This window comes from Ruminococcus flavefaciens 007c (assembly GCF_000571935.1).
GTDB lineage: Bacteria > Bacillota > Clostridia > Oscillospirales > Ruminococcaceae > Ruminococcus > Ruminococcus flavefaciens_F.
Genome location: NZ_ATAX01000028.1, coordinates 436,269 through 456,041, shown reverse-complemented (window position 1 = coordinate 456,041; position 19,773 = coordinate 436,269). Strand labels below are relative to the sequence as shown.

General features: G+C 44.3%; 19 protein-coding genes. 1 reads left to right on the top strand and 18 read right to left on the bottom strand.

Annotated elements, in window-relative coordinates; translation table 11 throughout:
* Positions 1–8: 8 nt before the first annotated feature.
* The 8 genes from RF007C_RS12915 to RF007C_RS12880 form a co-directional block, all read right to left on the bottom strand.
* On the bottom strand, positions 9–2,156 hold the full coding sequence (locus tag RF007C_RS12915) for an ABC transporter substrate-binding protein (protein WP_037300360.1): 2,148 nt from the start codon (positions 2,154–2,156) through the stop codon (positions 9–11).
* A 41-nt stretch (positions 2,157–2,197) separates the two neighbouring features.
* Positions 2,198–2,944: an exodeoxyribonuclease III gene (locus RF007C_RS12910; RefSeq protein ID WP_037300359.1), complete on the bottom strand. Its 747-nt coding sequence runs from the start codon at positions 2,942–2,944 to the stop codon at positions 2,198–2,200.
* A 97-nt stretch (positions 2,945–3,041) separates the two neighbouring features.
* A complete protein-coding gene (locus RF007C_RS12905) occupies positions 3,042–5,522 on the bottom strand; it encodes a hypothetical protein (protein WP_037300358.1) in 2,481 nt (826 codons plus the stop codon).
* Positions 5,512–6,006 carry an RNA polymerase sigma factor gene (locus tag RF007C_RS12900; RefSeq protein WP_051456664.1) on the bottom strand — a complete coding sequence of 165 codons (495 nt, stop codon included), beginning with the start codon at positions 6,004–6,006 and terminating at the stop codon, positions 5,512–5,514. Before RF007C_RS12900 ends, RF007C_RS12905 begins: the two co-directional genes overlap by 11 nt.
* 212 nt (positions 6,007–6,218) lie before the next feature.
* The gene (gene trxA, locus RF007C_RS12895; protein WP_019679739.1) at positions 6,219–6,536 is read right to left on the bottom strand and encodes a thioredoxin; all 318 of its coding nucleotides are present in this window, start codon (positions 6,534–6,536) and stop codon (positions 6,219–6,221) included.
* Between the two features lie 21 nt (positions 6,537–6,557).
* Entirely contained in the window at positions 6,558–7,004 is a 447-nt protein-coding gene (locus RF007C_RS12890) for a GNAT family N-acetyltransferase (protein WP_037300356.1), read from the bottom strand.
* Between the two features lie 8 nt (positions 7,005–7,012).
* The gene (locus tag RF007C_RS12885; RefSeq protein WP_019679741.1) at positions 7,013–7,216 is read right to left on the bottom strand and encodes a ferredoxin-thioredoxin reductase catalytic domain-containing protein; all 204 of its coding nucleotides are present in this window, start codon (positions 7,214–7,216) and stop codon (positions 7,013–7,015) included.
* Positions 7,217–7,238: 22 nt separating this feature from the next.
* The gene (locus tag RF007C_RS12880; protein WP_037300355.1) at positions 7,239–8,396 is read right to left on the bottom strand and encodes an FprA family A-type flavoprotein; all 1,158 of its coding nucleotides are present in this window, start codon (positions 8,394–8,396) and stop codon (positions 7,239–7,241) included.
* A 461-nt stretch (positions 8,397–8,857) separates the two neighbouring features.
* Between RF007C_RS12880 and RF007C_RS17025 the strand changes: the two genes are divergently transcribed.
* Positions 8,858–8,965, top strand: coding sequence for a DUF3789 domain-containing protein (locus RF007C_RS17025; protein WP_019679743.1), 108 nt, complete (start codon positions 8,858–8,860; stop codon positions 8,963–8,965).
* A gap of 64 nt (positions 8,966–9,029) precedes the next feature.
* On the opposite strand, the gene RF007C_RS12875 is transcribed toward RF007C_RS17025, so the two are convergent.
* From RF007C_RS12875 to RF007C_RS12830, 10 genes are all read right to left on the bottom strand, one after another.
* Entirely contained in the window at positions 9,030–9,329 is a 300-nt protein-coding gene (locus RF007C_RS12875; RefSeq protein WP_152537170.1) for a hypothetical protein, read from the bottom strand.
* A 76-nt stretch (positions 9,330–9,405) separates the two neighbouring features.
* A complete protein-coding gene (gene serS / locus RF007C_RS12870) occupies positions 9,406–10,698 on the bottom strand; it encodes a serine--tRNA ligase (RefSeq protein WP_037300350.1) in 1,293 nt (430 codons plus the stop codon).
* Positions 10,699–10,709: 11 nt separating this feature from the next.
* Positions 10,710–11,564 (bottom strand): ParB/RepB/Spo0J family partition protein, encoded by an 855-nt coding sequence (locus tag RF007C_RS12865; RefSeq protein ID WP_019679746.1) that lies wholly within the window; start codon positions 11,562–11,564, stop codon positions 10,710–10,712.
* Positions 11,565–11,580: 16 nt separating this feature from the next.
* Positions 11,581–12,408 carry a ParA family protein gene (locus tag RF007C_RS12860; RefSeq protein ID WP_037300347.1) on the bottom strand — a complete coding sequence of 276 codons (828 nt, stop codon included), beginning with the start codon at positions 12,406–12,408 and terminating at the stop codon, positions 11,581–11,583.
* A gap of 162 nt (positions 12,409–12,570) precedes the next feature.
* The gene (locus RF007C_RS12855) at positions 12,571–13,386 is read right to left on the bottom strand and encodes a ParB/RepB/Spo0J family partition protein (protein ID WP_037300344.1); all 816 of its coding nucleotides are present in this window, start codon (positions 13,384–13,386) and stop codon (positions 12,571–12,573) included.
* A gap of 119 nt (positions 13,387–13,505) precedes the next feature.
* Positions 13,506–14,210 (bottom strand): 16S rRNA (guanine(527)-N(7))-methyltransferase RsmG, encoded by a 705-nt coding sequence (gene rsmG / locus RF007C_RS12850; RefSeq protein WP_037300342.1) that lies wholly within the window; start codon positions 14,208–14,210, stop codon positions 13,506–13,508.
* Between the two features lies 1 nt (position 14,211).
* Positions 14,212–16,089 (bottom strand): tRNA uridine-5-carboxymethylaminomethyl(34) synthesis enzyme MnmG, encoded by a 1,878-nt coding sequence (gene mnmG, locus RF007C_RS12845; RefSeq protein WP_037300340.1) that lies wholly within the window; start codon positions 16,087–16,089, stop codon positions 14,212–14,214.
* Between the two features lie 33 nt (positions 16,090–16,122).
* Positions 16,123–17,484 carry a tRNA uridine-5-carboxymethylaminomethyl(34) synthesis GTPase MnmE gene (mnmE, locus tag RF007C_RS12840; protein ID WP_037300330.1) on the bottom strand — a complete coding sequence of 454 codons (1,362 nt, stop codon included), beginning with the start codon at positions 17,482–17,484 and terminating at the stop codon, positions 16,123–16,125.
* Between the two features lie 47 nt (positions 17,485–17,531).
* Positions 17,532–18,611, bottom strand: a complete 1,080-nt coding sequence (gene jag / locus RF007C_RS12835) for an RNA-binding cell elongation regulator Jag/EloR (protein WP_037300328.1) — start codon at positions 18,609–18,611, stop codon at positions 17,532–17,534.
* Between the two features lie 21 nt (positions 18,612–18,632).
* Positions 18,633–19,769 carry a YidC/Oxa1 family membrane protein insertase gene (locus RF007C_RS12830; protein ID WP_019679753.1) on the bottom strand — a complete coding sequence of 379 codons (1,137 nt, stop codon included), beginning with the start codon at positions 19,767–19,769 and terminating at the stop codon, positions 18,633–18,635.
* Positions 19,770–19,773: the final 4 nt, after the last annotated feature.

Below are 19,773 nucleotides of genomic sequence, written 5' to 3'. Positions count from 1 at the left end.
TTCTGCTGTTACTGCTTTTCTGCAAGGTATATGCTCACACGGTTCTGTATGAGACCCGCCGCTTCTTCGGCAGACCGCTGTCCCATGAAGTAAGCTGTCGCCTCTTCAAAGCATATGGTTTTTATTTCAGTGGAATTGCTGCTTCCTGCGCAGCTTGTAAGGCTTCGGATATAGCCGTCAAGATAATCGTATTCATCACGGCTTAAGGTGGGAGATTCCTCATTGTAAGTCATTTTTTCTCCGTCATCGTCAATAAAGTACGGAGCCTCCATAGAAGCCTCAGTCACAGATCTGTAGGCCTTTTCCGTCACGGGAAGAGCTCCGCGGTAAATGCGGCTCTGGTTCTCGGGAAGGAAGTATGTCCGCAGAAAAGCCCATGCGCCCTCCTTGTTTTTTGAGTCCCTGAGTATCGCGTAATGAGCTCCCGTAGTAAGCACTCCCTCTGTGCCGGGGTAGCCTATGAGCTTTATTTCCGTTGTGCCAAGAGCATTCTCATCACCCCTGAACTCGCGGAAATCCGATATATAAGACTCCTTCATCAGAGCATTTCCGCTGACATCGTCCTCCATGCCCGAGTAGTATTCCTCAGATGAGGGGAAACGGCCGCAGAACTCAAGAAGCCTTATAAATCTGTCCGAAGTAAAATCACAGGTGTGATCTTTGTGATCCACGAAGGACTGCTCGTTCAGCAGCGAACTGAAAACAGCTTCCCTGTTGTTTGCGGAAACGAAAAGGTCCATACCGCTGTTTGCATCGAGTATGCTCTCCAGAGTATCAATATCCCAGTCTCCGTCGGGAGCAAATTCGGACTTTATTGCCATTGATCTTGCTCCAAAGATATTCGATATTCCATAGAGCTTTCCGTCGGTCTCCATGGCCTTCAGAACGTTGCTGAGAAATGTTTCACGTGAAACTTCATCATCATTATCCATGAATTCATAGAGATCCTCAAACATTCCCTTTGCCGCAAGCTCATTGAACGCATCATCGTCATACATTACAACTATATCAGGAGATTTGCCCGAAGATACGTCAAGAAACAGATTTCTCAGAGCATTGTCGTACTCTTCTCTCGGGCTGCCGCCCTCCGAACCGAGCAGATAATCCACTGTCTTTACAGTGTATTTTCTGCTTTTTTTATTGAACTCCAGAGCCATTCCGCTCACCTCGTCATTGCCTACAAAGGCCGCGGTTATCTCTGTTCTTCTCGTGTCTCCACTCATAGGATCACGGGTGATTCGAACTATCTTGCTTTCATTCTTTCCAGTGATTCCGAAGAAGTCTCCGCTGCTGAGAGCCGTCAGTCCGCGCAGCTCTCCAACGTTGAATCCAGCAGGCAGCATATCAACTACCTTGCAGCATTTCTCCTCCGTAATGCCGTAGACTCCTCCGATATAAAGACTGTATTCTCCGCTGCCGCAGAACATCTTTCCGCCGACTCCGCTGCTGAGGATATACCTCTCCCCCTTGAATTCCCGCGACACGGTGTCTATCTCCCTCAGCTCGGAATTATTCTTGCTGCTGAGCTGTACCATTATCCTGCCTCCGCTGTCAACAGCTGCATCAGTGAAAAAGCTGTCAACGGGCGCAGGAATATCACCTGTTATATTTCCGTTATCGTCTGCCGTCATAAGTTTTGAAGGCATACACAGCAGCAGGCCGCTGCCCGTGTATACCGCCGAGCATATACGCTCATCAGCTTCAACTGCTATCTCGCTTTCAGAGAGCAGCTTTCCGTCACTGCTTAATTTGTACAATATTGCGGAGTCTTCCTTGCTTCCAGCTATGTATATATTCCCGTCCTCTGCCTCTGTAAAAATCAACTCGCTGCCTTGCAGATCTACGTCATCAAAGACTATGCTTTCAAAGTATTCAAGCTTTTCGTCCGTCTTGTAAGCTATTATCCCGTCCTTGGCGTCTCTGCCGTAGATAAGGAGCTTATCGCCGCTGAGACGCAGTATTCCTTCTGCATATGACATATCCCCGGGCAGCTCTGTTTCCTGCGCAGCGAACTTTCCGCTGTCAGGACTTTCCTCATAGGCAAGCTCCGACACCTGCACTGCTTTATTTTCCGAATTCTTTTTATCTTTGACCGAACAGCCCGTAAAAGCAAGGGATACTGCAAGAAAAAGTGCTGTTGCCGCTCTTTTTTTCATTATATTGCTCCTTCCTCAGAATATAACAAGAGAAAGAGACATTACTCTATTGTCAGCATTACGGGGCAGTGATCGCTGCCCATCACATCTGTAAGTATCTCGGAATTCTTTACGCGCTCCATAAAACGCTCGGATACCACGAAGTAGTCTATACGCCAGCCTGCGTTCTTTTCGCGGGCCTTGAAACGGTACGACCACCATGAGTACGTCACCGTGTCGGGATAGAGCCTGCGGAAGGTGTCCGCAAAGCCAGCTCCGAGAAGCTCCGTAAACTTGCCTCTCTCCTCGTCCGAGAAGCCTGCATTTCCGCGGTTAGTCTTAGGATTTTTCAGGTCTATCTCCTCATGTGCCACATTCAGGTCACCACAGTACACAACGGGCTTTTTCTTGTCCAGCTCCGAGAGATACGCCCTCATATCGTCCTCAAACTCCATGCGGTAGTCTATGCGCTTCAGACCGTCCTGCGCATTGGGAACATAGCAGCAAACAAAGTAAAAGTCCTCATATTCGCAGGTTATCACCCTGCCCTCGTCCATATGTGTCCCGTTTATACCGTAGGTCACCGAAACAGGCTCTTTCTTGCTGAAAACAGCCGTTCCCGAGTAGCCCTTCTTTACTGCGCTGTGAAAATAAATATTGTATCCTTCGGGTCTGAAATCAGCCTGATCCGGCTGCATTTTTGTCTCCTGCAGGCAGAATATATCAGCATCTGCCGCCTTGAAGAAGTCTTCAAAGCCCTTTTGCAGACAAGCACGAAATCCGTTTACGTTCCATGATATAAGCTTCATTGTAATACCTCCGAGAATTTCTCCGCAGTCATAAAGGCTGCGGAGGTCTTTCTCTTATTATACCATATTGTCTTCAATAAAACAACATCAGTATTTCTCACTGCTCACCGTTAATTGCTGTTTTTACAACTGATACAAGTCTGCTGATCTCGTCCTTTGTATAGTATCTGTAATGACTGTCAAAGCATTCGTCAGCTGTGCCGAAGTGATCCTCCAGCATAACCGCGTTCTCTCCCCACTCTGCATTGCTGCTTTCGGGGATATACATAACGAACTCATGTTCATCACTGTTGAATACTACTGTGATATAGCCATCCATCATGCGTTCTCCGTGCTTTGAATTTTTCTTGAAGTTCGAACCGTGCATCAGCCATGAGCTGTCATCTGTGCTCTCTTTATCGATGATCGGGAACAGGTCGTATATATCCTTCGGGTTCACGCTTTTTGCAGCACTTCCCGAATAAACCGTTACATCCATTGCTTCAAACTTGTTTGAGAGCTCGGGATACAGCAAAGTATCTTCAGAGCCTTCCTGCATTCTTCTGCTCTCGGACTTTATGCCTTCATATATGGAAGCAACATTGACTCCATTGAAGTTATTGGAATCAAATACATAATCAGTGAGACTGAAGCTCTCATAGATATCGCTGTATTCCTTTTTCTCATATGAAAGAAGCTGTCCGCCCTTTGTGAGAACTATTGTATACTCCGCATTTGCTGAACTATAGTCCGTACTTATCCAGTGATACTCGGTATTTCCGTTAATATCCCTTACGTCAAGGTCGTCCTGATTATTATTGTTGTACATAGGAGTAAGAGCTTTCTCGATGTCCTTGCACAGATAGGTATAATGGCAGGCAGGCATAGGTATCATAACACTGCTGTAATGGTAGTCGTAGGCAAGGTCTGTTGCACCTGTTGACATTTCGGCAGTTTTGTATGCGGATTTATTTTCGCCATTCAGTACGATCTCTATGTTAACATCCTTTGAAATGAAATTACCCTGACCGGTCATATACATATATTCATTCTTTACATCTCTTGTGAGATGGCCTTCAAGGCTCACATTTGAAGCGGGTGAACTTTCGAAATTCTTCTTATAGGTAAAATTCGCTTCAAGATTCTGATAATTGTCTATGCCGCGTTCTATTTTGTCTGCAAGCTTTGAGCGCTCATTCATAATGAAGTGCTTTTCAAAAATATCCGTAAGCTTATCTATATCGCTTATATTCTTTAATTTACAGTAATTTCTTGAATATCCCAGATAACCGTTTCTGCTTACAGATAAGTCGTTTCCTATTGAAAAGCATCCGACTGTGGTATTCTTTTCCTTATCCTCTATGGTTTTTTCCTCATATTCCGACATATCGCAGGTTACCCATTCCAGATCAGACATTTCCTTTATAAAGCCTTCCGTATCTGATACATGGTAGTAACGCAGCACTGTATTATAATTGAGTTTTCCCTGGGGAATTCCATTAACGCCGTCCCAGCTCATTACAGCCGCATCATCGGAAATACCACTCAGCATAGTGCTTATATCCTCAACCAATAAGCCGCTGTTTTCACTTTTAAGTTCAATACACGACTCGATGACAGACCTGAGCTTCTCAGCATTCAACTCATCTTTGAGCTTGTAATTTCCGTAGGGGCTTTCGCCGTAATTCTTCATACAGCCGCTCTCGGATACTGCTATACCCATAAGATAGCAGTTTTTATTATCAAATTCACTTTCTTTTATCTTTATCCATTCACAGCTCTTTATAAAGTCTGCTATTCTGTTTTTATCTGTAACGGTATACTCTTTATTGCCAAAATTGGAATCCTTCATCAGGCTGTCCGTGAATAATGCGGAATCATCATCACTCTCAAGAAACTCGGTGTCTATGAAGCCTTCCAGTTCGTTTTCGGATACCTTGCTCATAGCCTCAGCCACATCGCTGTCTGCTTTTTCCATAACCATATCAAAAAGATATTCAAAGATATGCACTCCGAAATAATATTTCTCTTCCTTGAGATCATTTCCCGAACCCTTCTGTGATTCGCTGCAATAACCGTATCCGTTTTCATAGACTTCCAGGTTATATTCCTTGTCTTTATAAACGAACGAAAAACGCACGCTTCTGTATGATACATTTATTTTTTCGGTCTTTTCCTTATCATCATGCTCTTCAAGATATTTGAAAAGCTCTTCCTTGTGGTCATTTGCCTTTCCCACAAGCATAGTAGGGCCTGCCGAGAAATTCCATAGGTACTCGTTCATATCCGAATACTCTTTTATCGCTCTTATCTTGTCGTATACAGAATCGCCTGCTTCTTCTATGATCTGATCTTCCCTTACCTTTGAAAAATGGTAGACACCTCCGCCGACAGCTCCGCCAAGAAGAACGAAGGCTGCTGCGATAGCTGCTATCCTGCTCCAATTGTGCTTTGCGGTAATAACCTCTGTACCGCTTACGCTTTCCTCATAATCCTTTGTCTCAGCAGGCTCTGCACTGAGCTTTTCACGCATACGGCTGCGGAATTCATCACTGCATTTTATTTTGCCGAGAAGATCGTTATACTCATTAGGTCTCATATATGTATCCCTCCTTTTCCAGTTCTGTTTTAAGCTTTCGTCTGCCGCGCTGCAAGATCGAGCTCACCGTATTTTCATTCTTGCCGAGTATCTCCCCTATTTCCTTTATACTGTACTCCTCAAAATAGTACAGGAATATTACTGACGAATATTTTTCCGGAAGTTTTTTTATTTTCTCCCTTATCTCGTTATCTCTCGGTGTGAATTCACAGGAAAGTGTATTCGCAAGTTCTTCATCAAGGGGAGAATTATTCCTTACACGAGCACTTTTAAAATAGTTTTTACAACGGTTGATCGCCGATCTTATAAGCCAGGCCTTCATATGCTCTTCGGTGTCAAATTCCTGCGGCTTTGAATGGAGTGTTAAAAACACTTCCTGTGTGATATCCTCTGCGTCCTGATAGCTTCCTGTCATAGCAAAGGCTGTTCGCAGGACTGTATCGCCGAATCTGTTAAATGCGTACAGCGCTGAACTGTCATTCATTGTAATTCCTCCTTTCTGTCTGAAGCGTCGCTTCATAAATATAAACAACACAGAAGAGATCTTCCGTGCATTTTTTCAAAAAAAATTTCAGAAAAATAAAAAAAGTGCAATAAAGGTATTCCAAAAGGTACACACATCCCTTTAGAACGCCTTTATCCTGTTCCCATACCAATAAGCAAAAGCTCACCGAGAGTATCGGTGAGCCTTGTTTATCAAAGTCCTAACATTTCAATGATCGATTCCTTGGGACGAAGTCCTACAGCCTGATTTACAATAGCACCGTCCTTTACGACTACCAGAAGCGGTATGCTCTCAACTCTGAAAGCTGCTGCAAGCTCCGGCTCCTCATCTACATTGACCTTGCATACCTTTACCCTGCCGTCGTACTCGTCTGCTATCTCCTCGACTATAGGTGCAAGCATCATACACGGACCGCACCAGCTTGCCCAGAAATCAATAAGAACGGGCATACCCTTATAATTGCGTATCTCCTCATCAAAGTTTTCCTTTGTTATAATAACTTCGTTCATAATAGACCTCCTTTTAATCTGTTATTCAAGCTCTTTGACGTAAAGGCGGTCTGTCCCGCCACCGTAATTCACTATATCACGGATATATCTGTACCCGTAATGCTCGTAAAGTCCCGTGTATTCTGTCGGTATATATGTCTTTGTAAAGCCCAGCTCTTTTGCATACCCGTTGGCATGATCTATGAGCTGTCCGCTTATGCGGCGTCCTCTTGCACTCTCTGTGACAAAGATACAGGATATCCACGGATATATTTCCGGAAGCGGATAATAGTCCGTCTTCATTACGGAAACCATACCCACTATTTTTCCGTCCTCCAAGGCGGCAAACATACACTCCCAGTCTGTGAACTCCCACAATCTGAGCATATCAGCGATGTGATCCTTTACCTCATACCATGAGCAATTCTCAACGAATTCCAGGAGCTGCCGCGCAAGAGCTGTATCTTTATCAACTTTGCTTATCATCATAAGAATGCTCAGTCTTCCAGTGATTTATAATAAAGCATACAGTGACAGAAGCCCTCAAAATTCGGATCTGCTATCTGGTCGCGGAACTCCTTGCACATACACTTATTCTCCGGAGTCTTTGCCAGCCTGCACGGACAGTAGCCATCCTTCAGTTTAAGTCCCTCTTTTATTCTGTCAACTACTTCTTTGTCGGGATTGAGCGTAACTTTCATATTCAGTCCCTCCTTATGGTTTTTATTTCATCAGCTCGTCTGCAAGAGCCTCTATCTCAGCAATATTAGCAGTCTTTACAGCCGACTTTATCGATACTGTGGTATCTGTGAATGTGATATTCTTTGACTTCTCGAACATTCCCTTTACTACCTTTGCGGCTGTGGGAGCCCAGCTTCCGTTCTCGATTATACCGATGGTCTTGTTCTGGTAGTTCCTCTCGGTAAGGTCAAGAATGAAGTGCTTCATAAACGGGAATATATCAGCATTGTAGGTAGTTGTGGCGATGACCAGCTTGCCGTAGCGGAAGGCGTCCTCAACGGACTCGGCCATATCCTCTCTTGCAAGGTCTGCGATAGCGACCTTGGGACAGCCCTTTGCTTCAAGCTTTTCCTTGAGAAGCTCTGCTGCCTTCTTTGTATTGCCGTATACTGATGTATAGGCAATGAATACGCCCTCGGACTCAACACCGTAGCTTGACCATGTATTGTAAAGGCCGAGATAGTAATCAAGATTCTCTCTGAGGACAGGTCCGTGAAGTGCGCATATGATCTTTATATCAAGATCAGCTGCCTTTTTGAGAACATTCTGAACCTGCATACCGTACTTTCCTACGATACCGAAATAATAGCGGCGAGCTTCGCAAGCCCAGTCCTCCTCAACGTCCAGAGCACCGAACTTTCCGAAAGCATCTGCGGAAAAAAGCACCTTGTCAGTGCTGTCGTATGAGAGCATTACCTCAGGCCAGTGTACCATAGGAGCAAATACGAATGTGAGCTCATGCTTGCCGAGACTGAGCTTATCCCCATCCTTTACCTCGAGCTTGTTTGCGATAGTGAGATCCTCGAAGAAATTCTCTATCATGCCGAAGGTCTTTGCATTTCCCACAACAGTTGTCTCGGGATACTTCTCAAGGAAGCTTTTCAGGTTGGCGGAGTGATCGGGCTCCATGTGGTGTACTATTATATAGTCGGGCTTGCGGTCTGCCAGCACTTCTGTGATATTATCCAGCCACTGGTCAGTGAAGTTTCCGTCAACAGTATCACATACTGCTGTTTTCTCATCTGATATGATATATGAATTATATGCCATGCCGTTGGGCACATCGTACTGTCCCTCAAAGAGGTCGAGATCGTGATCGTTGACTCCGATATAGTAGATATCATTTGTTATTTTATTCATTGCAGATTACCTCTTTTCTTGTTTATAAGCACAGTTTTCCTGTGCATTACAGGTTTATTATAACACATAAATATTACCCTTGAAAAGTGGCATTTGCAACAAATAAAAACTTTTTTCTTGTAGTTTTTTTACTGCCTCAGGCTCCCGTATTTTGTTAAGATAAAATCACAAGTCACGTGACCGCCGTACAGGCTGCAACGTAAAACAGCCATATTCTCCGGCAGGGGAGTCCCTCTTCCGGGCGTTTTGCAGCGGGGGAGGGGCTGTTTCATGGCTTCATTTGTACAGAATTACTATTAGCATTTTTCAGCTGTATATTCATTTTCAAAGTGAAAAATAATAAAAAAGTCCGCAGAAATAATGCGGACAGAATGATTAAAGGAGCTGAAAAATGCTCATTATAATATTAAAGCGAAAGACCCTGCGCAGATTAATATGCAATAAAAAGAAAGGATGATATCATGCTTGGTTTTGTTCTGGGAAGTATGTTCGGCGGAACGGTCGGAGTCTTTGCCATATGTCTCTGCACGGCAGCAAAGTGGGGAGACGAGCATATTGACCGCAATTAATTGCGGCTTGCGGGCGGACAATATCCGCCCTACATAAAAAGGACGGTATAAACCGTCCTTTCTGTCAGAATTCAATTTTTATCTTGCTTTGTTCGCCTGTCCATATCTCAGGGATTCCAACCGTTTTGCTGCCACAGTAAGTTACAACGCCGTATTTGTTTTCTCCGATACGCCAGTAATATCTGACTATGCCTGAACCGACAGTTCCGCTGGGCTTGCCTAATTCCGATACAAGCTCATCATAGCTCCTGCCTTTAGCCAGTTCAAAAAAATCATCATCTGACATTCTTATTATCAGATTTGAATCTGCAAACGCTATCAGACCGCCGACTCTGAGAGTATGACTGGGATAAAAGAAATACAAAGCTGTAAATATCCCGATCGAAGCGGTCAGTATCAAAGTTGGTATAAAAATTGCGATTCTTATAAAGCGTTTCATATTATTTCTTTTCGGGTACCTTGATAAGCTCCTTGCGCATATAAGGCTGGAGAGCCTTTGGTATACGGATAGAACCGTCCTCGTTGAGGTTATTCTCAACGAATGCAATGAGCATTCTCGGAGGAGCAACAACTGTATTGTTAAGAGTATGGGGGAAGTATTTATTTCCGTCCTCTGTCTTTACTCTGATGCCAAGACGTCTTGCCTGTGCGTCGCCCAGGTTAGAACAGCTTCCTACCTCGAAATACTTCTTCTGACGGGGTGACCAAGCTTCAACGTCTATAGACTTTACCTTCAGGTCTGCAAGGTCTCCCGAGCAGCATTCAAGTGTACGTACAGGTATATCCAGTGTGCGGAAGAACTCAACTGTATAGCTGTAAAGCTTGTGGAACCAGTCCATGGACTCCTCGGGCTTACATACTACGACCATTTCCTGCTTCTCAAACTGGTGTATACGGTAAACGCCGCGCTCCTCGATACCCTTGGAGCCGACCTCCTTACGGAAGCAAGGCGAATAGCTTGTAAGAGTCTGGGGAAGATCAGTCTCGGGAAGGATAGTGTCAATGAACTTGCCTATCATAGAGTGCTCGGAGGTACCGATGAGGTAGAGATCCTCGCCCTCAATCTTATACATCATGTTAGCCATATCGTCAAAGCTCATAACGCCTGTAACGACTGCGCTTCTTATCATAAAGGGCGGAATATAATATGTAAAGCCCTTGTCGATCATGAAATCTCTTGCATAGGAAAGTATGCAGCTCTGGAGCTGAGCGATGTCTCCCTTGAGGTAATAGAAACCGTTTCCGCTGGTGCTTCTTGCACTGTCGATGTCGATACCGTTGACCTTTTCCATGATATCAACGTGGTAAGGTACTTCAAAATCAGGAACAGCAGGTTCGCCGAATTTCTCGACCTCAACGTTCTCGGTGTCGTCCTTTCCTATCGGAACACTGTCGTCGATAATGTTCGGGATCACCATCATTATCTCCTTGATCTCTCCCTCAAGCTTTGTTTCAAGCTCTTCCATAGCAGCGAGCTTATCGCCGAGCTCTGTTACTTCTGCTTTTGCCTTCTCGGCCTCGTCCTTCATGCCCTTAGCCATGTAGCCGCCGATCTCTTTACTTCTTACCTTGCGGACATTACGAAGGCTGTCGCACTCTGTCTTGGTCTCTCTGTACTTCTTGTCCAGCTCAACTACCTTATCAACGAGCTCCAGCTTTTCGTCCTGGAACTTCTTCTTGATGTTCTCCTTAACCAGCTCGGGGTTTATTCTTATAAGCTTAATGTCTATCATATCTATTCTCCTTAGTCTTCTTTAGCGAGCTTTTCAGCAAGTGCTGCAAGATCGTTTTTATCATAAAATTCAAGTATCAGTGCTCCCTTATTTTTGCCGTAGTCCACCTTGACCTTTCTGCCGAGGCGCTCATTCAACGAGAGCTCCATTTCCTTGAAATAGTTGTCGATTTTTTTGTTTGAAGCATTCACAGTAGCTTCTTCCTGATGCTCGGCAGACTTCTGCGCAGCCTTTTCCACCTGACGTACCGTAAGTCCTCCGTCAGCAGCTCTGAGAGCCGTTGCAATAAGCATTTCCTCGTTTTCAAAGCCCAGAAGCGCTCTTGCATGGCCTGCGGAGATGTCTCCGTTTTCAAGCATTTTCAGCACTCTGTCGGGAAGCGAAAGAAGTCTTACCGAATTGGCAACAGCAGAACGGGAACGTCCCACCATCTTTGCAACCTTTTCCTGAGTCATGCCGAATTTCTCGATAAGCTCATTGTAACCTGCGGCTTCTTCAACGGGATTGAGATTTTCACGCTGGAGATTCTCGATAATAGCTATCTGCATGGTCTCGAGATCAGTAAGTTCACGGATATTGACAGGCACCTCGTCAAGTCCCAGCATTCTTGCTGCACGCCATCTTCTCTCCCCTGCCACTATCTGGTAGCCGCCGGTGTCTATTGGTCTGACAACAATAGGCTGGAGCATACCATGCTCACGAATAGAATCCGCAAGAGCAGTTATTGCCTCATCGCTGAACGCCTTACGTGGCTGATCGCGGTTCGGCTCTATTTCAGCGGTGCGGAGAGTCTTTTTTACCTGCACATCGAAATTATTATCGCTGAGCAATGTGTCAAGACCTGCACCTAAACCACCTTTTGCCATATTTTATCCTCATTCGTCAAGACGAACGTTTTCCTTTCCTGTTTTTCTTGAAAGAGAAGATCTTTTTCTTCTTCGGGAGTTCCAATGGTTCGTCAAGTATCTCATGGCATACAAGCTCGTAGGACTCAGCACCCTTTGAAGCCTTGTCGTAATACATTACGGGCTTTCCGTGGCTGGGCGCTTCTGAGATACGAACGTTTCTCGGAACCTTTGTTTTGAATACCTTATCGGGGAAGTATTTCTCAACCTCCGCCACAACGTCGTTTGCAACGTTAAGACGTCCGTCGAACATAGTAAATAATATCCCCTCTATCTGAAGAGCAGGATTATAATTATTTTTAACTATTTTAATGGTATTTACAAGCTGAGAAAGTCCCTCAAGGGCATAGAACTCAGCCAGCATAGGAACAATGATACTGTCGCAGGCAACTATACCGTTGATAGTAATAGTACCCAGTGCAGGAGGACAATCAATAAGAATATAATCATAGTCGTCCTTACAGGTCAGGAGCTGCATTTTCAGTCTGTTTACCCTGTTATCGTTCTGTGCAAGCTCAAGCTCGCATCCTGCGAGAGCCTCAGTACCCGGTACAATAGACACATTGATGAACTCTGTTTCTATAATTGCTTCCTGGATACGAGTCTTCCCCATAATAACATCATAAGCAGAGGCGCTTACGGATTTTTTCTTTATACCAAAGCCCGTAGTTGTATTGCCCTGGGAATCAGAATCGATACAAAGCACCTTAAAGCCCCTTGAACCGAGATATGCCGCAATATTTATTACAGTTGTTGACTTTCCGACGCCGCCCTTCTGGTTGGCAACTGCGATTATCTTGCCCATATTATCTTCCTTTCAAGATTTACTTATAATATTATAGCACTATTTAAGCCTATTGTAAATAAGAAAAGGATATTTTTTTGAAAATGTTTCATGTGAAACATTTTTCAGGGTATAAAAAATCACATGAAACAACAAAAATGTTTCATGTGAAACAAATAAGTATCAGTTTTTCTTCATAATAGGGATTCGCACACGGTACTCTATATAGTCCTCATTCTGTATTTTACGCGAATCTGCGGATATTCCAGCAGCCTGCATGGTCTCTACAGCCTTATTAATGGTATTGACAAACATTTTCACATTCTGAAAAACAAGTGAACGCTTTTTCAGGCTTGCTTTGTTGCGGGCACTTCCGATAAACTCGTCAATAAGCTTTTCGGAACGTTCAACGTTGAGATTGTTCTTGATAATCTTACTGAGAATAAATATCCTATCCTCGGCACTGCCAAGTCTCAGAAGAGCTCTTGCATGGCGTTCTGTGAGACTGTAATTAATTATAAGCTCCTTTTCTTTATCTGTAAGCCTCAGCAGTCTGAGCTTATTTGCAATGGTGCTCTGAGCGCGTCCAAGCTTTGCGGCAGCGTCCTCCTGTGTCATACCATAATGAGAAATGAGCTTCTCGATAGCAGCAGCTTCCTCAAAAAAAGAAAGATCCTGCCTCTGAATATTTTCTACAAGCGCAAGAACTGCCGAGTGTCGGTCACTGACATCGTGAACGATACACGGAACAAAGCTCATACCGCACATCTTAGCCGCACGAAGACGCCTCTCCCCTGCTATAAGCTCATACTGACCATTCTTTTTCCTTACAGAAAGAGGCTGAAGAATACCATTCTGAGCAATTGACTCAGCAAGAGCCGTAATATCCTCGCAAAAATCCTGCCTTGGTTGGTAAGGATTAGGTATTATTTCGTCAATTCCGATCTCTACGACCTTATTTATAAGCTTTTCCTTTGTAAAATTGAGAAAACCTGCCATATAAAAACCTCCAATGATGTTCGTTAAGATAATTCTAACATCATCGGGAAATATTTGCCACATAAAAAAACAGCCGTTTTTCGAGAAAACGGCTGTTAAAGCGACATATAATCACAGCATCAAAGAGTTTTTTTCTTGATCTGACTGCTATTGCGCGGGTATTTTGACGGAGTCTGCGATATTTTCTTTACATTGACAATACGTCTCTTTTCATCGAAAAGATCATATTCCACAACTGAAGCAAGAGTTCCGCCAAGTATGTGCACAGCATTTTCGCCGAGACTTATGTCTTCGTTTGGACCCTTCATAGCAATGAATGAACCTCCAACCCTTACAAAAGGTATGCAAAGTTCGCTTAGAAGTGCCATATTTGCAACTGCGCGAGCACATGAAAAATCATATTTTTCCCTGTATTCAGGCATTTTTGAAACATCCTCAGCCCGGCCGTGAATGAATTCGGCCTCTATCTCAAGTATATCACAAAGCTGTCTGAGAAAATCTATACGCTTGTTAAGACTATCAAGAAGTGTCAGCCTGATATCAGGTCTGTAAAGCTTCAAAGGAACAGAAGGGAAGCCCGCACCGGTTCCGACATCAATAATCGCTGAATTTTCCGGAATATCAACTTGCTGCGACATTATGATACTGTCAATAAAATGTTTTCTGAGCACTTCAACAGGTTCTGTAATTGCAGTGAGATTGACTTTTTCATTATAATTCACAAGAAACTCTGCATATTTTTCAAGCTTCCCATAAAGCTCTCTCGTAAGAATAAGTCCTGCACTGTGAAAATCAGAGCAACATAATTCAAAATCAGGCAGCATCTTACTCTCCTTTCTCATGCATAAGCCATACAGCAAGCATAGAAACATCCGCAGGAGAAACCCCCGAGATACGTGACGCCTGTCCTATTGAAAGAGGCTTTATCTTATTAAGCTTCTCCACAGCTTCAAGCCGAAGCCCGTAAATAAGGCTATAATCCAAATCAGGAGGAAGCTTTTTTGACTCCATTTTTCTCATCTGTTCGATCTGAACAAGCTGTTTTTCAATATAACCTTCATATTTAATCTGAAGTTCAACCTGCTCGCAGACTTCCCATGGAAGCTCGGGACGATCATCATCAAACTGCGCAAGATCGTTATAATTAACCTGAGGACGTCTTACCAGATCAGACATTTTGCAGCCTGATGAAAGTGGGGAAGTGCCGCAGTTTTCAAGAAATTCATTTAGTTCGGCGGTAGGTGAGACATTAAGCTTTGAAATACGCTCGATCTCTTCAGCTGTCAAACGCTCTTTTTCAAGGAGCCTTTCGTAGCGTTCATGGGAGATTAGTCCCAGTTTATAGCCGATTGGAGTCAATCGCTGATCCGCATTATCCTGCCTAAGAATAAGACGGTATTCGCTTCTTGAGGTCATCATACGATATGGATCGGAGCATCCTTTAGTCACGAGATCGTCCACAAGAGTACCAATATAGGAGCTTGCACGGTCAAGTATCATGGGCTCCTTGTTCTTTATTTTCAGTGCAGCATTAATGCCTGCAACTATTCCTTGTGCGCCAGCTTCCTCATATCCTGAGCTTCCGTTAAACTGTCCTGCACCGTAAAGTCCGCTTACAGCCTTGAATTCAAGTGTCGGAAGCAGCTGATTAGGGTTGCAGCAGTCATACTCTATGGCATATGCAGGTCTCATGATCTCTACGTCTTCCAGTCCGTCTATTGTCCTTAGAAATGCCAGCTGAACATCCTCAGGCAATGATGACGACATTCCCTGCAAATAGTATTCCTCAGTTGAAAGTCCCATAGGCTCAACAAAAAGCTGATGTCTTGGTTTATCAGAAAATCTTACGATCTTGTCCTCAATCGAAGGACAGTATCTTGGGCCGACTCCCTCTATTCTGCCTGAGTAAAGAGGGGATCTGTCAAGGTTGGAAAGTATCACCTCATGAGTTTTACTGTTTGTATATGTAACGTAGCAGCTTACTTTATTCTCAAGGTGCTCCGAGTCTGTTTCAAATGAAAACGGAACGATTTTTTCGTCTCCGTCCTGTCTTTCCATTATATCAAAATTAATACTTCTTTTATTAACACGGCATGGAGTTCCTGTCTTGAACCTTCTGATTTCCACGCCGTTTTCAATAAGACTTTTTGATAATAATTTGCTCGGAAGTGCAGCATCAGGACCACTTTCATATGAAACTTCTCCTATGTGGATCTTACCTTTCAGATATGTTCCTGTTGCAATAATGACTGCTTTTACTGTATATTCAGCTCCAAGTGAAGTTCTCACGCCGACAATTTTATTATCTTCGACAATAATATCAGAGATCTCTGCCTGTTTCACAAGCAGATTTTTCTGATTTTCACATACTTGCTTCATATATTCATGGTAGCGGACACGATCAGCCTGAACCCTAAGACTGTGAACCGCAGGTCCTTTTCCGCGATTGAGCATACGGCTCTGAATGAAGCATTTATCGGCAGCTTTGCCCATTTCACCGCCCAGAGCGTCAATCTCACGTACAAGATGGCCCTTTGCCGTTCCACCGATAGACGGATTGCAGGGCATATTTGCTATCTGATCAAGTGATATTGTAAACATTACGGTCTTGCAGCCCAGTCTTGCAGAGGAAAGTGCAGCTTCCACACCTGCATGACCGGCGCCAACAACCGCAACGTCGAATTCTCCCATTTTATATGTCAAAAATATCCCTCCTTGTATGTTTCACGTGAAACATTATTTTCCAACACAGAAACGTGAAAAAACTTCGTCAACAACAGCTTCTGTGATTTTTTGACCTGTAAGCTGAAGAAGTGACTGTTCGGCATCATCAATAAGAACATTAACAGCGTCAAGCATTTCACCGATTTCAAGTGATGAAATAGCACTTTCAATACCTTCAAGAGCATTATCTATGCACTTTTTCTGACGCTCGTTTGCAGCGGTTGCCGTATCAAAATCAGCTTCATTCAGTCTGAAAATTTCTTCAATATGTCTATGGAGGTCATCAACTCCAGTATTTTCTTTGGCTGATAAATATACGATGTGTTTGATTTTATTAGTCAGCAGGGAAGTATCTATCAGCTGTTCCACATCATTTTTATTTATGACAGCAATAACTTTATCAGTGTTAATTTTGTTAATTAATTGTACATCGTCCTCGGTGAGCGTACAGCTTCCGTCAAAAACAGCAATAATGAGCTCAGATGATTCTATCATCTTTTCAGCCATTTCCACACCGATACCTTCAATAACATCATCGGTATCGTGTATACCTGCCGTATCTGAAAGCCTGAGAGTAATATCACCCACGCGCACAGTTTCCTCGATAACGTCACGGGTAGTTCCCGCTATCTCGGTAACAATACTTCTTTCGCAGCCGCTGAGACAGTTGAACAAAGTTGACTTGCCCACATTTGGACGTCCGATAATAGCAGTTGCAACGCCCTCACGGAGTATCCTACCGCTGTCATAGTTTCTGATAAGTGACCTCAGCTCATCACGAACCTCTGTAAGCTCGCTTTTTATATTCTCGGGACGCACCTCTGGAATATCCTCCTCGGGGTAATCCGCCCAAGCTGCAAGGTCGCCGAGTATCTTCAGAAGCTTCTTTGAGCAGACATCAGCCTTTTTAAAGGCAGCTCCCTCACGGAGATTTTCAGCCATTCTCAGCTCCCGCTCTCCCTTGGCGGAGATTATATCCATAACAGCCTCAGCCTGTGTAAGATCAAGCTTTCCGTTGAGGTAAGCCCTCTTCGTAAATTCTCCTCCCTCGGCATTCACAGCGCCGTTTTTCAGCACTGCACGCAGCACCTTCCTGCTCACATAAAGACCTCCGTGGCAGGATATCTCCGCAATGTCCTCGCCTGTATAGCTGTGAGGAGCTCTGAAAACCGTGAGTATGCAATCGTCAAGTCGTTCCTCGCCGTCATGGGCGATACCATAGGCGCAGGTATAGCCTGCCATATCCAATACTTTTTTATCGCCGTAAGGGGAGAACACCTTATCTGCAATACTCAGGGCATTCTCGCCCGAGATACGTATCACTGCGATGCCGCCCATTGCATTCGGAGTTGAAACAGCAGCTATCGTTGACATTTTATCACTCCTAAAAAAACAACGGCATAACGCCGTTGTTTAAGATATTAAAGTTCGATCTTTCCGTAGAGGCCACCCTCAATGCTGTCCTCGGGCTTTGGTCTCTTGTAGTCTTTTTCAAAGCTTGTTGAGAGATCCACGCTTCTGCGCTCCATATTTACCTCTCTGTCGCGGTTTCTTCTCTCGCCGCCGTTGTTTCTTCTGTCGTTTCTTCTGCCGCCGTCACGACGATTATCGCGTCTTCCGCCGCCTCTTCTGGGGTTATTGGAAGAAATGATTATCTTTCTGTAGGGCTCTTCACCTACTGAACGTGAAGAAACGCCGTCAATAGCAGAAATAGCAGAATGGATAACTCTTCTCTCATATGGGTTCATTGGCTCAAGGGGCTGTGATCTGCCTGTTCTGAGAACCGACTTTGCAACCTTTGCTGCAAGCTGTTCAAGAGTTTCTTTTCTCTTGCTTCTGTAACCGAGGCAGTCGATAGTGATCCTGTAGTAGTCCTTATCGCCCTTATTTGCAATAATTGAACAGAGATACTGTATAGCGTCGAGAGTCTCGCCGCGTCTGCCGATGATAGTACCGTTGTTGTTGCTTTCGATATTGATGACAGCGCCTGTTTCGTTCTGGTATACAACGAACTCTGCGTCAACGTCCATAGCTCTGAGAATACTTGTGATATAATCCTTTGCAAGCTTTACCTTGGGATTGATAAGAGCCTCGTCCTCGATGAGGGTAAAGTTATCGAGGGAATAAGCCTCCTCCTCCATATCCTCTGCCACATTCTCGGCAGGTGACTCCTGAGCTTCTGTCTTTACAGGCTCGGCAGCCTTTACGGGCTCAGCCTTTGTTTCGATAGTAACAACGGGCTTTTCCTCTGAAGCTGTCTTAGTTACAGGTTCATCCTTGGGTGCAGGGGCAGTAGTCTTGGGAGCTGTGCTCTGAGCAGCTGCGGAACCCTGATCTGCAATGGTCGCCTTTACCTTTGCTTCCTTGGCTCCGAGTCCGAAAAGACCTTTCTTACCTTCGTCGATGATCTCGAATCTGATCTCGCTGATCTTCTTTCCGAATTTCTTTGCGGCTAAATCCTTAGCCTCTTCAACGGATCTTGCTGTGAAAATTTCAGTCATACTTTTTACCTCCCTGAGGATTTAATCCTCATCATCATTATCATCGTCGTAAGAATCACCGTATTTCTCAGCCATGCGTCTTCTTGCTTCCTTGAGTTTATCGCGGTTCTGTTTGCTCTGTTCTGAGCGTGAGATTCCCTTTGACTTGCCTGAAGCCGAAGAACCGCCGTTCTGCTGATCGAGAGCAGCCTGCTGCTCCATCATTTTCTGCATGAATGATTTCTTATTCGGATGTTTTTCTGCATAAATTCTTGCTTTTTCTTTTTCCTTTTCATTTATCTCCTTTATGCGCTCGGGAGTAAAGTAGCAGTTAAGCGCAAAAGTTATAAGGAATGTGAATACAGATGACCATATCCAGTAGAAGCCTACACCTGCAGGCACCTGGAAAGCGAACCATACCGAAAGAAGAGGGAAGCCGAATGTCATTACAGTCATACAGCCGCCGGGTGTCTGTGAAGCGGCATTTGTTCTCTTCTGGTGGATCTGGCTGTATACTGATACCAGCATCTGTGAAAGACCTGCAAGTATCGGGATAGCAGCGAGTATGATATACTCCTTTGTCCATGACTCGGGATGGAGCGTAGGGCTTTTGCCAAGGTTAGCGCCGAATATAGTAAACTTTTCACCGAATTCGGATACCTTTGAAAGGAAGTTCTCGCCGAGAGAAGCGTACTTGTCGCCGTGATCTCTCAGATGCTCCATAGTAAGGAGCTCGCATCTCAGATTTCTCATATCGAGATTTTTAATATCTGCGCCTGCGATAGCAACAGCATCCTTTATAACGTCCTTGGATATATTAAGGATATGGGTTATTGGCTTATAGATAACGTCGATAACTCCGAAGAGCAGGAACATCTGTATGAACATGGGGAGACATGAGCCCATGGGGTTGACGCCTTCCTGCTGATACAGCTTCTGCTGTTCCTCCTGAAGTCTCTGGGGGTTATTGGCGAAACTTTTCTTGAGTTTTTCCAGCTTCGGATTGAGAAGCTGCATTCTTGCTGCGCTCTTCTGTGTCTTATAGCTGACAGGGAAGAGGAGTATCTTCGTAATTACCGTAAACAGAATTATAGCTACGGCATAGTTATTGCATAACGAATAAATAAGTCTCATCAGGTAGCCGAAGGGCACACCGATAATATCATAAAGTGCGTTCAATATT

What these genes read in the sequence shown, in the direction of transcription:
- RF007C_RS12915 (WP_037300360.1), bottom strand. Translation starts at nt 2,156, where the DNA reads ATGAAAAAAAGAGCGGCAACAGCACTTTTTCTTGCAGTATCCCTTGCT.
- RF007C_RS12910 (WP_037300359.1), bottom strand. Translation starts at nt 2,944, where the DNA reads ATGAAGCTTATATCATGGAACGTAAACGGATTTCGTGCTTGTCTGCAA.
- RF007C_RS12905 (WP_037300358.1), bottom strand. Translation starts at nt 5,522, where the DNA reads ATGAGACCTAATGAGTATAACGATCTTCTCGGCAAAATAAAATGCAGT.
- RF007C_RS12900 (WP_051456664.1), bottom strand. Translation starts at nt 6,006, where the DNA reads ATGAATGACAGTTCAGCGCTGTACGCATTTAACAGATTCGGCGATACA.
- trxA (WP_019679739.1), bottom strand. Translation starts at nt 6,536, where the DNA reads ATGAACGAAGTTATTATAACAAAGGAAAACTTTGATGAGGAGATACGC.
- RF007C_RS12890 (WP_037300356.1), bottom strand. Translation starts at nt 7,004, where the DNA reads ATGATGATAAGCAAAGTTGATAAAGATACAGCTCTTGCGCGGCAGCTC.
- RF007C_RS12885 (WP_019679741.1), bottom strand. Translation starts at nt 7,216, where the DNA reads ATGAAAGTTACGCTCAATCCCGACAAAGAAGTAGTTGACAGAATAAAA.
- RF007C_RS12880 (WP_037300355.1), bottom strand. Translation starts at nt 8,396, where the DNA reads ATGAATAAAATAACAAATGATATCTACTATATCGGAGTCAACGATCAC.
- RF007C_RS17025 (WP_019679743.1), top strand. Translation starts at nt 8,858, where the DNA reads ATGCTTGGTTTTGTTCTGGGAAGTATGTTCGGCGGAACGGTCGGAGTC.
- serS (WP_037300350.1), bottom strand. Translation starts at nt 10,698, where the DNA reads ATGATAGACATTAAGCTTATAAGAATAAACCCCGAGCTGGTTAAGGAG.
- RF007C_RS12865 (WP_019679746.1), bottom strand. Translation starts at nt 11,564, where the DNA reads ATGGCAAAAGGTGGTTTAGGTGCAGGTCTTGACACATTGCTCAGCGAT.
- RF007C_RS12860 (WP_037300347.1), bottom strand. Translation starts at nt 12,408, where the DNA reads ATGGGCAAGATAATCGCAGTTGCCAACCAGAAGGGCGGCGTCGGAAAG.
- RF007C_RS12855 (WP_037300344.1), bottom strand. Translation starts at nt 13,386, where the DNA reads ATGGCAGGTTTTCTCAATTTTACAAAGGAAAAGCTTATAAATAAGGTC.
- rsmG (WP_037300342.1), bottom strand. Translation starts at nt 14,210, where the DNA reads ATGCTGCCTGATTTTGAATTATGTTGCTCTGATTTTCACAGTGCAGGA.
- mnmE (WP_037300330.1), bottom strand. Translation starts at nt 17,484, where the DNA reads ATGTCAACGATAGCTGCTGTTTCAACTCCGAATGCAATGGGCGGCATC.
- jag (WP_037300328.1), bottom strand. Translation starts at nt 18,611, where the DNA reads ATGACTGAAATTTTCACAGCAAGATCCGTTGAAGAGGCTAAGGATTTA.